Source organism: Salegentibacter sp. 24 (assembly GCF_004362395.1).
GTDB lineage: Bacteria > Bacteroidota > Bacteroidia > Flavobacteriales > Flavobacteriaceae > Salegentibacter.
Genome location: NZ_SNWE01000005.1, coordinates 81,384 through 96,538 on the forward strand (window position 1 = coordinate 81,384; position 15,155 = coordinate 96,538).

Sequence of the window (15,155 nt, forward strand, 5' to 3'; positions counted from 1 at the left end):
GTCAATCTAATTTTAGTTATCTTCTTTCGTTAATTTCAATTCAAATGTCCCGGCTGGTAAATTTTGATTATTGTAAAGATTTGCATTCCCGGGATTATTTGCCCAGGCATATCTTACTATCTTGGGATTTTCTATTTCTTTATTAAAAATTTTCAGGGAATTATCATCCACTACTTCAGCTTTTGCTTCAACAAAGGTCTTCCCATCTCCTGAAATTGTAAAACCAGTCGGTTTCTCTCCATCTTTAAAATTCCAGCCATTTGGAACATTATCAAAGCTTATAATTACAGCTTCATTTTCAGTTCTCCATTCCCTGGGTATAGGGCCGGAACTAACCAGATCATCATTATAAATAAGTTCTCTGGCTTGAAGTGCCAATCTATGACCTACATCTTTTTTATTTAAAGGGTGAATGTCATTCCATTCCCCTAGGTCTATGGTAACGGCCAATCCGGTATTTGGAACATTGAGACTAGTTTTGCGTTGAACTTCCCTCATCTCCGCCCAATTACTTTCTTGCACGCCCGTTGTTTCTTCCATAAAATTTGGTAGTTGTACGATAAGAAAAGGAAGATCTGGATTATCCAAAAGTTCTCTCCAAGCCTCAATCATTTCAGGAAAGGTTTCTGCATACAATTTTGGATTATCAGCATCAGATTCACCCTGATACCAAATAACACCTTTAATTTCAAATTTCTTTAAAGGCGCTATCATAGCATTATACAGCCCACCTGGTTTCCACCGGATAAAAGTTTGAGCCGGTGTATTTGGCATAGAAGCCGCCTGTTTAAACTTCCAGCTCCCGGTAAGATCTAATGTATCTCTGTCTAAAATCAATTGGTAGTCCTTATCTTTTACAAATCCAGTCACCCCACCATTGTTTACTAACCGAACCACTATTTCATTTTCACCTTTATTTAAAACATTTGCATCAAATTCATATTTTCTGGGTGGATACTGATAGCCAGTATGACCTACCTGTTTCCCATTCACATAGGCAAAATCCATATCTATCAACCTACCTAAATGTAATTTCACTTTCTCTGATTCTGGCAGCTTTGAAATATTCACTTTTTTTGAAAACCATGCCACACCTGCGCTATCATTCCTATCTTCTTCAGAAATAAATCCTGGAACCTCAATTACTTTCCAGGAATTCTTGTCTACCTGGGTTTTAAACCACTCTTCCTCCAGGCCGATATCCTTTTTATCTAATTGAGCATACCAATTATCAATTGCCTGACGTTCGACTGTGGAAACCGAATCGATAAAGGCTTGGTCTGCCCATTTTAAATGTTCCTTATATAACACGGGGAATTTTTTTAACGCATCCGCGTCCATCCAAGCAGAAACTGGAGAACCACCTAAAGCAGAGTTTATAATACCGATAGGAATTCCTTTCTCTTCATAAAGCTCCTTTGCAAAAAAATATGCAACACCAGAAAATTCAAAAATATTTTCTCTATTGACCTCCTTCCATGTTCCTGAAGAAAAATCTTCATTTTCTTTAGAAAACTCATATTCATCTGGAACTTGAAACTGGCGAATATTAATATTACCAGCATTTCTTATCTCTTCAGCGTAAGTATCCGCCAGGCGCCTCATAGGTAACTCCATATTCGATTGTCCAGAAGCAAGATAAACATCACCAAAGAGGATGTTATTAACCTCTACGACATTTGAGGCTTTAAAAGTCATCTTGTAAGGACCACCTGCTTTTTGTGGTGGAAGCTGCAACTCCCAGGAGCCGTCGGCAGTTGCAGTGGTGGTAAATTCTTCACCGCGAAAAATTAAGCTGACTTTTTCATTTTCATCTGCCCATCCCCATATTTTCAGATCTGTACCTCTTTGGAGGATTACATTATCACTTATTAATTTAGGGAGTTTTACCTGTGCAAATGTATTTACTACACTTGTTAAAAATAAAACTAATAATATTTTCTTTTTTAACTTTAGAATTTTCATAATTATATTTTAAATTAAGGGAATGAAATTTTACAGTTAAAATTCAAAATTAAAGCCTTTACGGGTAAGATTTTTGTAAATTTCTTCATCAAATCTATATAATTTAGCTGCTCTGTGAGACACTCCTTGTTGTTTGTCACCTACATCCTGAAGCAGCTTCATTTTTAGGAATTTTCTTCGGAAATTGCTCTTGTCCATCTCTACATCCAGGATCTCAGTATATAACTGCATCAATTGAAGTAGTGTAAATTTTTCGGGTAATAAATTGAAGCCAATAGGTGCCCGTTTCACTTTACCCCGTAGTCGGTTTAAGCTGGCTTGTAAAATCTCATTATGATCGTAAATGAGCTCGGGAATATCTCTAACCCTGTACCATCTCGCTTCTGAAGCTGTAAAGCCGGCTTTTACATTGGAGTCTTCCCTATTAATCAGCGCATAATAGCCCACCGTAATTACACGACCTAAGGGAAATCTTTCAGGCTTACCAAAAGCTCTAACTTGCTCTAAATAAATATTTTTAAGTCCCGTTAGCTCAGATAACAGCCTATCTGCTGCTATATCTATATCTTCTTCCTTTTTTATCCAACCACCAGGCAGCCCCCACTTACCTTTACTAATCCCTTCCCCGTGCTGGACCAATAAAACTTCAAGATTCCCTTTTTCGAAACTAAATACACAGCAGTCAATAGTTATAGAACTCATCACTTCTGATTCGGTAAGATCATTGGTTGGAAGAAATGGTAACGGATTTTTCATAAGTATATATAATAGGTACCTTTATAAAGATATACACAAGCTTTAGTCTTATTTTTTACCACACTAGTTTAAATAAGCCTTGGAAATTGCTAATATAAAAAAAAATAACTATACTTGTAGTCAAATAAACCATAAGATACTCATAAATGTCAAAAATAAATAAAAGCGGTATTGTTTTAATTACCATCGTTGCCAGCCTTGGAGGATTATTATTCGGATATGATACCGCTGTAATTTCAGGAGCAGTCGGTGCTTTAGAAAATTATTTTGTCGGTGCCCTGGAAACAGACCAGGAATTGGCTTCAGCCGCTATTTTTCAGTTTAAAGTTATTATTAGTATCTGTGTTATCGCCTTAGTCATCTTATTTAGTTCTTTCCTCCTAAAATTCTTTAACAAATCCAAGGCCTATACCATAATAGGACTATTTGTTTTAATCGGGGGAGCTATTTATTATTTCCAATTTTTAAGCCTGCCAGGGGTATTGACTGAAAATCTAAAAAATTCGATCCTGGGCTTTATGGTAAGCAGTGCCCTGGTCGGATGTATCATTGGAGCTTCTTTAGGTGATAATGTGGCCAATTCATTAGGTAGACGTAACGGGCTACTAATAGCTGCCACTTTATTTGTCCTTTCCGCTATCGGATCGGCTTACCCGGATTCGATGAATATCTTTTTTGGGGATTCTCTTTCCGCATTTATAGTTTATAGAATTATCGGAGGAATGGGAGTTGGTCTTGCCAGTATGCTTGCACCATTATATATTGCTGAAATGGCTCCGCCAAAAATACGAGGAAAACTGGTTAGTTTTTATCAGCTGGCCATTGTCAGTGGAATGATGGTGGTGTATTTTGTTAATTATTTTATCGTACAGGGCCAGGCAGAAAGCTGGATTAACACCACGGGTTGGCGGTATATGTTTCTCTCAGAAGCAATACCCGCTGCTATTTTCTTTCTTGCTTTACTTTTAGTTCCTAAAACCCCTAGGTTCCAGGTGATGAAAGGGAACGAAGAAAATGCCCTTAAAGTCCTTACAAATCTGAATGGACCTGAAAAGGCTCCCGGGGTTTTAGCAGAAATAAAAAAATCCTTCGCAAGGAAAAAAGCCCATTGGTTATATTTTGGAGGAACCGTAGTTATAATAGGCTTGATGCTTTCCATATTTCAACAATTCGTGGGGATTAACGTGGTATTATATTACGCTCCGGAAATTTTCAGGGGTATGGGTATGGAAACCGATGCTTCCATGTTACAAACCATTATTGTAGGGGCCATTAATATGATCTTCACCGTTGTAGCCATTTCTACAGTAGATAAATTTGGCCGTAAAAAACTAATGATGATTGGTAGCGCAGTTATGGCTATTAGTATGATAGGTCTAGGTTTCGCGCTTTACCTGGAAACAACCGGAATTACCGCTTTAGTCTTTATGCTATTTTATATCGCTGCCTTTGCCATGTCATGGGGGCCTGTGGTTTGGGTATTACTCTCCGAAATTTTTCCAAACTCAATTAAAGGGGTTATGGCCGTGGCAGTGGCAGTACAATGGCTTGCGAATTTACTTGTATCGTGGACCTTCCCTATGATGAATAATAATTCTGAACTGGTTGCGATGTTCAATAATGGTTTTCCTTACTGGATTTACGGAATAATGGCCATCCTTTCCGGCTTGTTTATATGGAAATTTGTGCCTGAAACCAAAGAAAAAACCCTAGAAGAAATGGAGAATATTTGGACGGCCAAGAAACTTTAAAAAAGTAGTAAGCATATGTATTTTTTAGGAATAGATTTAGGCAGCTCTTCAATTAAATTATCGGTTTTAGATGCTGACAAAGGAACGACCATAGCCTCGGCTAAAGTTCCCGAATTTGAAATGGAGATTTCTGCACCACAATTCGGCTGGGCCGAACAAAACCCCGAGGATTGGTGGGAAAATGTAAAGAAAGGGTTTGGCATACTTAGGAATAAAAAAGGAATAGATCTTAAAAAAATCAGAGGGATTGGTATTGCCTACCAAATGCATGGCCTGGTTTTAACCGACGAAAAACTTAATCCTGTAAGGCCTTCCATTATATGGTGTGACAGCCGTGCGGTGGAAATAGGAGACAAAGCTTACAAGGCAATTGGAAAGGAAATTAGTCAGAATCAAATCCTGGGCAGCCCGGGTAATTTTACCGCATCAAAATTAAAATGGGTTAAGGAGAACGAACCTGAAAATTTCAAAAAGGCATCTGTTATGATGTTGCCTGGAGATTACATTGCCGCTAAACTTTCTGGAGTACCCCAAATAAGTACCTCAGGATTATCAGAAGCGGCCTTATGGGATTTCTCCAAGGGAAAATTAGCCAGTGAAGTCTTAAACAAAATGGAACTTTCAGAGGATCTTATCCCGGAAATCGTTCCTAGTTTTGGAGAGCAGGCTATAGTAAGCACAGAAATAGCAAAGGAGTTAGGTCTTTCTCCTGAAACAAAAATCAATTACAGGGCCGGCGACCAACCCAATAATGCGTTCTCACTAAATGCATTGAAACCAGGAGACATTGCCACCACGGCTGGAACTTCGGCTGTAATGTACGCAGTGAGTTCTGAAAATACTTTTGATCCTGAAAGCAGGGTAAACACATTTTTACATGTTAATAATACCGAAAAGGCTAAACACAATGGTGTGCTTTTATGCATTAATGGTTCAGGCATTCTTTACCAATGGTTGCGTAAAATAATATCGGTAGGTAGAGACGAACTAATCCCCTATGAGAAATTAAATGAGGAGGCTGCCAAGGTAGCACCGGGAAGTAAAGGCCTTCGGTTCTATCCTTTCGGCAATGGAGTAGAGCGAATTTTCAGCAATAAAGAGGTGAATTCTGGTATAGAAAACCTCAACTATAATATTCACCAACCTGCACATCTTATAAGATCGGCATGCGAAGGGATTGTTTTTGCTATGAACTATGGGTTCGAGGTCATGCAATCTATTGGTATTGAAGGCAAAGTGGTAAGAGCTGGCAAAGACAATCTTTTTTTAAGTCCGGTTTTTAGGGAAATATTTACCAATACCACGCAAACCGCCTTAGAGCTTTATAACACCTCTGGTGCGGAAGGTGCTGCTCGAGGGGCTGCAGTCGGATATGGTTTTTATAAGGAATTTGATGAAGCTTTCAGTAGCCTGAAGTGTCTGGAAAGAATGGAACCTGAAAAGGAATTAAGCAAGCAATACCAGGAGATTTATCAGCAATGGAAACAAAATATTAAAATTAAAGAATAACAATTATGAGCAACACATTTTTTAAAGGAATAGACAAAATCAAGTTTGAAGGCAGGGAAAGTTCAAATCCATTAGCCTACAAATGGTACGACGAAAACAAAAAAGTAGCCGGTAAAACGCTTAAAGAGCATTTAAGGTTTGCCGTTGCTTACTGGCATACCTTCAATAATAAAGGTGGGGATCCTTTTGGGGCTCCTACAGAGACTTTTCAATGGGACAAAAAGGAAAACGTAATAGATCGAGCCAAAGATAAAATGGACGCGGCCTTTGAGTTTATTGAAAAACTTGGAATACCCTATTATTGTTTTCACGATATAGACGTAGTTGACGACTGTTCTTCACTTTCGGAATTTGAAAAGCGTATGGAAACTATGGTTGACTATGCCAAACAAAAACAACAAGAGACCGGTATAAAGTTGCTTTGGGGAACTTCTAACCTGTTCAGCGATCCGCGTTATATGAATGGCGCCTCTACAAACCCTGACTTTAATGTTGTGGCAAGAGCCAGTGCACAAGCCAAGATCGCGATGGATGCAACTATTGCTCTTGATGGTGAAAATTATGTATTCTGGGGAGGTCGTGAAGGATATATGAGCCTTTTAAATACCGATATGAAGCGGGAGCAGGACCATTTGGCTCAGTTTTTAATTAATTGTCGCGACTACGCAAGAAAGCAAGGATTTAAAGGAAACTTCTTGATAGAACCTAAACCCATGGAGCCTACCAAGCACCAGTATGATTATGACACTGCTACTTCAATCGGATTCTTAAAGAATTACGGACTGGAAAAAGACTTTAAAATCAACATTGAAGTAAACCATGCCACCCTTGCAGGACATACCTTTCAGCACGAATTACAAACCGCAGTAGATGCCGGGATGCTTGGAAGTATTGATGCCAACCGAGGGGATTATCAAAATGGTTGGGATACCGATCAATTTCCAATAGATGTTTATGAAATCACCGAAGCCATGTTGGTCATCCTTGAAGGAGGAGGAATCCAGGGCGGAGGTATCAATTTTGACGCTAAAGTAAGAAGGAATTCTACAGATCTTGATGATAAATTTATCGCCCATATTGCTGGAATGGATGCCTTTGCACGCGGACTTATTGCTGCAGACCACGTTCTGCAAAACACAGAATACAAAAAACTACGTAAAGATCGTTATGCGTCTTTTGATACCGGTAATGGGGCTAAATTCGAAAAAGGAGATCTTTCCCTTGAAGAGATCAGCAAAATAGCCAGAGACCTTGGAGAACCAAAACAAATTAGCGGGAAACAAGAACTATACGAGCAGATTATCGCTAATTCCTATTAATTGGATTTCAGCTCAGGTAAAAATGATCATATTCTACAATTCCTCTGGGTTTATTCTCAGGGGAATTGTAGTTTTATAATATATTGATATTGGGCATCCCGGATAGGATCTTTTATCTTGACTATTACCCAGGAAGGATAAATATGCAAAAAATTCTCAGTAAGACAGTATCTGCTAAAAAAGTAAAATTTAGTTTATGAAATACAATGAAAATGACTCCATGTGGATAAGAAGCCAGGACAAAAAAGAATTGGCAAAATGTACGGCCTTCTCAATAAAAAGAAATATTGGTGGCAAGAAAAAAAGTGCTATAATGGGCACCATTTCTAATGGTTTCTGGGGAAGAACAGAAATTATACTCGGATTATACGACACAAAGGAAGTAGCTAAAAATGAATTAACAAGACTTCAAAAGGAGTTAGTTACCAATGCTGACATTTATGAAATGAATTAGGCTATCCTGTTAATATACCAATGTATTTCAATAAGCATTTTTCAAGGAAAAATAGGGTTAGTAAAAAAGGTTTTGTGAGATTAGGAAATTTTGAAGCGAATTTAAAATATTTTAGTTGTAAAATGTGTAGCCCCAGAGGCAGAAAGCAATAAAAAATCAGAACTTAAACATCCATCTTTAAACTTCTTTGAATAAGTTAAAAGACCCTCTTATTCACTATAGCCATCGGGTCTCTTACCCCCAAACTAGCTAACCTTATAAGTAAAACTCAACATAGCATAACGGGTAAGTATCAGTCTGCTAGTGTCCTGAATAAAATCATCGCCTATGGTACGCCTTGTATCCACGTTTTGATCCAGTGCGTCATACACCTTCACTTTCAGTGTAGCATCATCACCTAGAAACTGGTATCCCAGGCTCATATTCCAGAACAGTGCAGTATTATCAAACCCTGGCGCTACATTCCCGAAGTAGTTATAAGAAATGTCATTTCCGAAAATGACATTTTCAGGCCACCTTGTAGTAACCTCCAGACCAATGCTGTGATTTATGAAGTCTTCACTTCTGTCTGGATTAATGTTGTAGGTAGTACTGTTATAGTCCGGGTCATAGTCAAGATTAATATCAAACAGCTCATCTATGGCATAGGTCAGGCGAACACCAGGGCGAACAGAATAGCGTTTGGCGGTGTACTTTTCTTCATTGGTAAATCCCACATTTTTAATATAGCTGCTACGCAAACCTAATCGATATCTGAATTCTCTCGCTCCATCTTCAAATCGTTTACTGTAGAAGCCTCCCAGATTGGCATCCATCGCCCCATCAACATTCGTAAAGCTGGTGGTCCTTACTAGGTTCTCATCCACAACAGTAACGGGGACGATATTTCTATCAGTGAAACTAAGGTTAAACCAACTAAAAATACCGCTCCGGCTGGCGAAGTCGAAATTACGGTAATCAATATCTATACTTTGCCTGTAGGTTGGCTCTAATTCCGGATTTCCTACCACGATATTTAAAGGATTGGTTCTATCTACCACAGGTTGCAGCTGCCTGATTGAGGGCATCTCCACATCTGTTTCATATTCTACTGAAAAACTTTTGGAACGCTCTATTTCATATTCTACCTCAGCTTCTATATAGAGATTTCTATAGGTGTTGTCAAAGGCACCATCCTGCAGGTAGTTCCTATTTTCAAGCTCTGTAAAGATAACGCCAACTTCGGAATCAATTTCCCAGTTATCCCGTTCATAGTTTAAGCCGATATTCGGCGTGTGCTGTCTGCTAAGTGCTTCGAAGTCGCTGCTGAGCAGCTCATTGAGCTCGTCATATTCTTCTTCCGAAGCTTCTGCCTGGTAAACATATCTTTTATTTGTGGAATTGGCGTAATTGAATTGGTAGGCGAGATCGAGGAAGAATTCCTCGCCTAAAACACTTCGCTGTCTTGCCTGAAAAGAATAAGAGTTTCGCGTTTCATCTTCGTCTATATATTGATCTTGTATCTCAACCACTTCTTCTCCATCCTCTACAAAAAAGCTTTCAGAGTAGTAAAAATTGTCATTTACTTGCTCGTTGAGATCATTGGAAAATTCCAGGTCAAGAAAGGCTCCTCTGCTGCCAAAACGCTTGGTGAAATCAATTTCACTACTGAAGTCCTCACTTTCCATCTGTTCAATGTCCGAACTTTCAATATTGTTGATCAACTCACGATCTTCATCCAGAGATTCTGCTACTCTCCAACTACGGGAATTACCAATATTTTTATTGTAAGAGGTTTCCACTGACAATCTAGTAAGAGTATCAATTTCTACTTCAAATTCTGCATTGGCACGATGGCTGTCATTCAGGACGTTGCTTTCTTCTTCAGAATTTGTAAAATATCTTGAATCTGGAAGTATATATTCTCTGGCCACGAGCGATCTTCTCTCCGTATCATTCCTTCCAAAGAAATAATCGGCACTCACTTCAGTTTCATGAAAACCAAACAATTCTTCCCATTGGTTTACAAAATTAAGTCCGGCTGTTTCAGCTTTGGTAATTCCTCCTCCACCACCGCCAAAGACACTCCTACCCACACTTCTTCCCATCATCCCGAAAACCTCGTCATAACTGAATCCGGAACTATTAATGTTATTGGAACTGGCCAGGACACTTACGCGAAGATCATCTTTAAAGTAATTGCCAATCGTACTGAGTTCGTAGCGCTCATCTGTTCCTCCTCCAGCAGTAGCACGGGCAAAAAAACCTGTATTTTTATCTTCCTGGATAGTAATGTTGACTGTTTTGTTATCATTATCTCCTGCTTCCCCAGTGAATTCCTGGTTTTCGGTTTTAGTATTGGTTATTTGAATTTTATCTATAATGTCCTTAGGCAGGTTCTTTGTAGCAACCAGGGGATCATCTCCAAAAAACTCTTCCCCATTTACGAGGATTCGCGAAACAGGTTTCCCATTGACCGTGATATTACCCTCACTATCTACTTCTACTCCTGGTAGTTTTTCCATCAATTCTTCAAGATTGGCATCTGGCCTAGTATCGAAAGAACCTGCATTAAATTCAAGTGTATCCTTCTTTATTGTAATAGGAGCCCTTGTTGCAGTTACAATTACTTCATCAAGTTCATTATTGCTTTGCATCGTGATTGGTTCCAGATTTATCTGCTCCGTAATCTGTAAGGTGCGCTTATATGGCTTGAAACCAGCATAAGAAACATACAGTTCAACTTCCGGTGCATCGGTTTCTCCCGAGAGTTGGAAAGATCCGTCTACATCAGTAACGGTATAGGTAATTAGGCTACTGTCCACTGCTTTCTCGATATAAACAGTCGCCGATGACAATGGCGCTCCATCGGGATTTACTATTTTTCCATTTATTTCAAACTGCTGGGAGAAAGAAAATTGGGAAAGAAAAAGAAAAATAAAGGAGAAATAACGAGTCATATAATTGGTTGATAGGTAAAGAAAGTCTTCAACTTCCATACTCGTTTGACTGGAAATTTTCTAAAAGGTTTAAAATTCACATAATAAAATGATAAAAGAAGGTGGAATTGTCTGTTTCTGAGCATTGATAATAAGATTTCTCAAGCAAGGGGCATTATAGAGAAAAATCTGTTTGATGTTTTAATAATTTAATCGATAACAAAGGCTCTATATTTATATAATGCTTCGCAATTAGACTCCATAGGGAAAAATTTGGAGAAAATATCTGTGTTCAATAACTTTATCTATTTGACTGGCGGATTTCAAGGTCAATATCCGGAGTTGTGGAAAAATTCATATCCTCAACTCTTGACACTTAAATTAATAAGCAAACTTGTATGCTAATCTCTTCGGATAGACCTACATCGCAGCCTTTAGAATTTATTAAATTATAACAAAAAACAATATTGAAAGCGGTATTTTTAATTGAAATTGAGATATGAATATTTTAGAAAATCATATTGCAACTTTAAATAGACTATGTGAAAAACATAATGTGGATAAGATGTATCTTTTTGGATCTGCTTTAAAAGAAAATTTTTCTGAAAAAAGCGATATTGATTTTCTAGTTCGATTTAAACCTATTGAGTTAGCCGATTATTTCGAAAATTATATGAGTTTCAAAGAAGATTTAAAAATGCTACTTGGGAGAGAAATAGATCTTGTAGAAGAACTAACTTTAAAAAATCCGGTTTTGATAAAATCTATAAACCAATCAAAAGAATTGGTTTATGGATGACAGAATCTTAAAGTGGGTATTTGATATTAAACTAGCCATAGAAGAAATGACAGTTATTTTGAAAGTTCGAAAATGACTTTTTTGCATATAAGAACAACCTAATACTCAAAAGAGCAGTTGAAAGTGATTTGGAAATAATTGGAGAAACTATTAATAGAATAATAAACCGAGATCCAAGTTTTGAAGTTAAAATTACAAATGCAAACGCAATTATTGGATTAAGAAATCAAGTAATTCACGCGTATGATAATATCTCTGATGAAAATATCTGGCCGATTTTGATAAATCATCTTCCCAAATTAAAAAGTGAAATTGCCTTACTCAAACCTAAAAAATCATATCGCCGTTAAGTTGAATGAAATATTTCTTTTTGGAAGGGGAAGGTTAAACATACCTGTAAAGCTTTATTACATATTATGTAATCCTTTTGATATTAAAAATGATAACTATTATCATCTTTGATTAATAAACCTGCCAGGGTTTTATTAACCCAAATTTATCTTATCTACAGTTTAAATCAAAAAGACAATAGGTAGTTCCAATTAAGGACTGGAACTTATATTTTCATATAAAAAATCGCAACATTTTGATCCACATATTTTTGCGGTAAATTTAATGTATAAATGATAAACCTAACGGTACAAAACTCGAACCATTTATTAGATGATTTAAAGCTTCTGGCTAATATGTTTGCTGCGAAATCACTAATGATCTATTAAAATTACTAAAATTAAGGTTTTAGCCAGAATAGGTAATCTAAACTCTTTGTCGATTGTATCACCTCTTTATTGCTCCCTTGATTTTCATTATTAAGATTTTGCCCTAATCCCTTTTATATTGGAAAATATTGAGTACATCGTAATGGATCTGTTTAGAGCGATTCACTTTTATAGCTTTTGTCTAACTATTTCTAATATATGGTGCTGTGGGAAGCATTTCTTCCGGAGCTATTTCCAGAATCTTTCCATTCCTAGCGATAATTAAGGGACTTTTTTTATAGCGTTTAAATTCCACTAATTTTTGATAAGTTTTTTCAAGCCCGTCGACTATTTTCTTTCGCCTATCTTTTAGTTCTGACTTATTTTCCATAATTCTCCTTGTTTAATTTATTCCAAATTTCCGAATTGTTAATTTCTTCATCCTCTCCGGCGCCCTCTGCAATAACTTGATATGGTTCCCCGGAATTATCAATAAACATCCAATCGTCAACTACTTCTTTAAAAATGCTGAAAAAATTCTTTAGTCCGTTTTTATATCTTCTTCTAATTACATTTTCTGGAATATTATGACCACCTTCTCTAACTCTGGTTTCTACGCGTTTTATTGCCAAATCTTCCGAGCTAAGCCAGAAAAAAAGTAGTGTTACTGAAAATCCTCTTTTTTGAGCATCAATAACAAAATTCTTATAGCTTCTTGTTGCCAAGGTTGTCTCAAAAGCGAAGTCTTGTTCTGAATTTATTAAGTATTTGATCCTTTGCAACATTAATCTTCCCGCTTGAATTCCCGCTTTCTCCGGCTTAAATGGAGATAATCCCCTGGCAATTTCATCGGCGTTAACAAATTCTTCACATTGTAAAATATCGGGAAGTATTGTATAAGAAACCGTTGTCTTTCCTGCTCCATTACAACCTGCTATAATATAGAGTTTTTTCATCCTATGAAATTCATAACAAATATAATCTAAAATAATCTTTTTAATATTGCTTTACATTTTCGTTTGCTTAGCATTTTTTTTTCCTCCAGAAGCAAGGTTTATGATTTTCATTCGATATATCCGTATTTCACCCTGATCTCCGTATAGCTTTAGGATTTTGCTGTGTAGTGCAAGCGATCAGATATGCCTTATATAATGTTCGTGTTCCTCGGACTGGAACTTTTGTCGCCGGCTTCCTTCAGGTTATACTCGCGGTGGACCTTACCATTAACTAATGATAGGTAACTACAAACTCTCATAACGGACTTGTACAGACAGTGATACGACCTTGCGAAGCGGCATTAAAAAAAACCACGCCAATCCTAAGATTTGCGTGGTTTTGGTTGGATTTATAATCCTTAAAAGTGACCCCGGCAGGATTCAAACCTGCAACCCTCAGAGCCGAAATCTGATGCGCTATTCAGTTGCGCCACGGGGCCGTTTATTTTACCAAATATTATAGGTTTATAAACCCACCTGGTCTATATCTTATTTACTCAATTTACTTTTAACAATACTGGAAATAGTCTTACCATCAGCCCTACCAGCCAATTCCTGGCTTGCCATCCCCATTACTTTACCCATATCCTGCATTCCGCTAGCTCCGGTTTTAGCTAAAATCTCGTCTACTTTAGCTTCAATTTCAGCTTCGCTTAATTGTTCTGGTAAAAAAGATTCTATTACAGTAGCCTGTTTTTCTTCCGGTTCAGCTAGATCTGCCCTATTTTGTTCCCTGTAAATCGCTGCACTTTCTTTACGTTGTTTTACCAGTTTTTGCAAAATCTTAAGCTCTTCATCTTCCGTTAAACCATCTTTTGCAGAACTTTCAGTATTGGCCAATAAAATTGCACTTTTAACCGATCGCAAAGCTTCTAACTTTTCGCTGTCCTTGGCTTTCATAGCGGCCTTCATTTCTACCATTACTTTGTCCTGTAAACTCATAGCTTCTTAAGATTGTTTCCGTATCAACAGAAATTCAATTTCAGCAGCGAAGATAAAATATTAAAATTAAAATCCCCACTTATTCTCCCTTCAAAATTAAGTATCTTGAGGCTAAATTAAATCATCACAATATGAAGAATTGGATTTCAATCGGTTTGTTCTTGCTAAGCTTTTCTATTTCAGCTCAGGAGCGTTTCATAGACGATTCTTTTGAAATAGAAGACGTAGAGACCAGAATCTATGCTACTAAAAACGGTGAGCCTTTAAAGCTGGATATCTATGAGCCAAAAAATGATACCATGCAGCAACGCCCATTGATTATTTTTATGCACGGTGGCGGATTTTCCGGTGGTACCAGAACCAACCCGGCTGAAGTTAAATTCGCACAATCCGCAGCCAAAAAAGGATATGTTGCTGTTCAAATTTCTTACAGGTTAACTCGAAAAGACCAGTCTTTTGGATGCGACTACCAGGCTTCTGGAAAAATAGAAACCTTTAAACTTGCAGCTGAAGATTTTATGGATGCCGTTAATTTTATGGTGAAAAACAAGGAAGATTATGGAATAGATCCTTCTAAAATAGTTGTTGGCGGAAGTAGTGCTGGTGCTGAAGCTGTATTAAATGCTGTGTATAACAAGCGACTTATGTTTGAAGATCTATCCAATTACGATAACTTCGATTTCGCAGGTGTCTTCTCACTTGCAGGTGCCATAGTAGATGCACGATATATTACTGAAGAAAATGCAATTCCCGGGGTATTTTTCCACGGAACCGAAGATAATTTAGTGCCTTATGCCACGGGGCCACATCACTGGTGTGACAGGGAAAAACCGGGGTATATAATCCTGGATGGTTCCAAAACGATAACTGAAAAACTTGATCAATTAAAAACCTCTTATATGCTGTATAGTTTTGAAGGTGGAAAACACGAACATTCTGGTATGCCTTTTACCTATTTCCCTGAAATTTTCGATTATTTTAATTCGGTTTTCTTAAAGGGAAAACATAAACAAATTGAAGTATGGAAATAGAATTATTAGATCTCACCT

At 37.4% G+C, this 15,155-nt stretch carries 13 protein-coding genes and 1 tRNA gene; 7 read left to right on the forward strand and 7 right to left on the reverse strand.

The features are described 5' to 3' along the window. Window positions 1–12: 12 nt before the first annotated feature. Window positions 13–1,965: a sialate O-acetylesterase gene (locus DET49_RS04775; RefSeq protein ID WP_133546956.1), complete on the reverse strand. Its 1,953-nt coding sequence runs from the start codon at window positions 1,963–1,965 to the stop codon at window positions 13–15. 36 nt (window positions 1,966–2,001) lie between these two features. Further along, entirely contained in the window at window positions 2,002–2,721 is a 720-nt protein-coding gene (locus DET49_RS04780) for an NUDIX hydrolase (RefSeq protein ID WP_133546957.1), read from the reverse strand. Between the two features lie 146 nt (window positions 2,722–2,867). Here DET49_RS04780 and xylE point away from each other — a divergent pair, with 146 nt between their 5' ends. The 4 genes from xylE (at window position 2,868) to DET49_RS04800 (ending at window position 7,754) form a co-directional block, all read left to right on the forward strand. Further along, window positions 2,868–4,472 carry a D-xylose transporter XylE gene (gene xylE, locus DET49_RS04785; protein WP_133546958.1) on the forward strand — a complete coding sequence of 535 codons (1,605 nt, stop codon included), beginning with the start codon at window positions 2,868–2,870 and terminating at the stop codon, window positions 4,470–4,472. Window positions 4,473–4,487: 15 nt separating this feature from the next. After that, complete coding sequence (locus DET49_RS04790) at window positions 4,488–5,981, forward strand: xylulokinase (protein WP_133546959.1); 1,494 nt, start codon at window positions 4,488–4,490, stop codon at window positions 5,979–5,981. 5 nt (window positions 5,982–5,986) lie between these two features. Next, entirely contained in the window at window positions 5,987–7,300 is a 1,314-nt protein-coding gene (gene xylA, locus DET49_RS04795) for a xylose isomerase (protein ID WP_133546960.1), read from the forward strand. A gap of 196 nt (window positions 7,301–7,496) precedes the next feature. Further along, window positions 7,497–7,754, forward strand: coding sequence for a hypothetical protein (locus DET49_RS04800; protein ID WP_133546961.1), 258 nt, complete (start codon window positions 7,497–7,499; stop codon window positions 7,752–7,754). Between the two features lie 245 nt (window positions 7,755–7,999). Here DET49_RS04800 and DET49_RS04805 read toward each other — a convergent pair whose 3' ends face one another. Then, a complete protein-coding gene (locus tag DET49_RS04805) occupies window positions 8,000–10,732 on the reverse strand; it encodes an outer membrane beta-barrel protein (protein ID WP_243729526.1) in 2,733 nt (910 codons plus the stop codon). Window positions 10,733–11,171: 439 nt separating this feature from the next. On the opposite strand from DET49_RS04805, the gene DET49_RS04810 reads away from it, so the two are divergent. Next, a complete protein-coding gene (locus tag DET49_RS04810; RefSeq protein ID WP_133546962.1) occupies window positions 11,172–11,471 on the forward strand; it encodes a nucleotidyltransferase family protein in 300 nt (99 codons plus the stop codon). 128 nt (window positions 11,472–11,599) lie between these two features. Then, on the forward strand, window positions 11,600–11,821 hold the full coding sequence (locus tag DET49_RS18665; RefSeq protein WP_243729528.1) for a DUF86 domain-containing protein: 222 nt from the start codon (window positions 11,600–11,602) through the stop codon (window positions 11,819–11,821). Window positions 11,822–12,371: 550 nt separating this feature from the next. On the opposite strand, the gene DET49_RS04820 is transcribed toward DET49_RS18665, so the two are convergent. The 4 genes from DET49_RS04820 to DET49_RS04835 form a co-directional block, all read right to left on the reverse strand. Continuing rightward, window positions 12,372–12,560, reverse strand: a complete 189-nt coding sequence (locus DET49_RS04820; protein ID WP_133546964.1) for a hypothetical protein — start codon at window positions 12,558–12,560, stop codon at window positions 12,372–12,374. Continuing rightward, the gene (locus DET49_RS04825; protein WP_133546965.1) at window positions 12,550–13,125 is read right to left on the reverse strand and encodes a zeta toxin family protein; all 576 of its coding nucleotides are present in this window, start codon (window positions 13,123–13,125) and stop codon (window positions 12,550–12,552) included. The genes DET49_RS04820 and DET49_RS04825 overlap by 11 nt, the downstream gene beginning before the upstream one ends. Before the next feature lie 405 nt (window positions 13,126–13,530). Continuing rightward, window positions 13,531–13,604: transfer RNA gene (locus tag DET49_RS04830), tRNA-Arg, on the reverse strand. 49 nt (window positions 13,605–13,653) lie between these two features. After that, on the reverse strand, window positions 13,654–14,106 hold the full coding sequence (locus DET49_RS04835) for a GatB/YqeY domain-containing protein (RefSeq protein ID WP_133546966.1): 453 nt from the start codon (window positions 14,104–14,106) through the stop codon (window positions 13,654–13,656). 131 nt (window positions 14,107–14,237) lie between these two features. Between DET49_RS04835 and DET49_RS04840 the strand changes: the two genes are divergently transcribed. Continuing rightward, complete coding sequence (locus tag DET49_RS04840; RefSeq protein WP_133546967.1) at window positions 14,238–15,137, forward strand: alpha/beta hydrolase; 900 nt, start codon at window positions 14,238–14,240, stop codon at window positions 15,135–15,137. The last annotated feature ends 18 nt before the right edge of the window (window positions 15,138–15,155 follow it).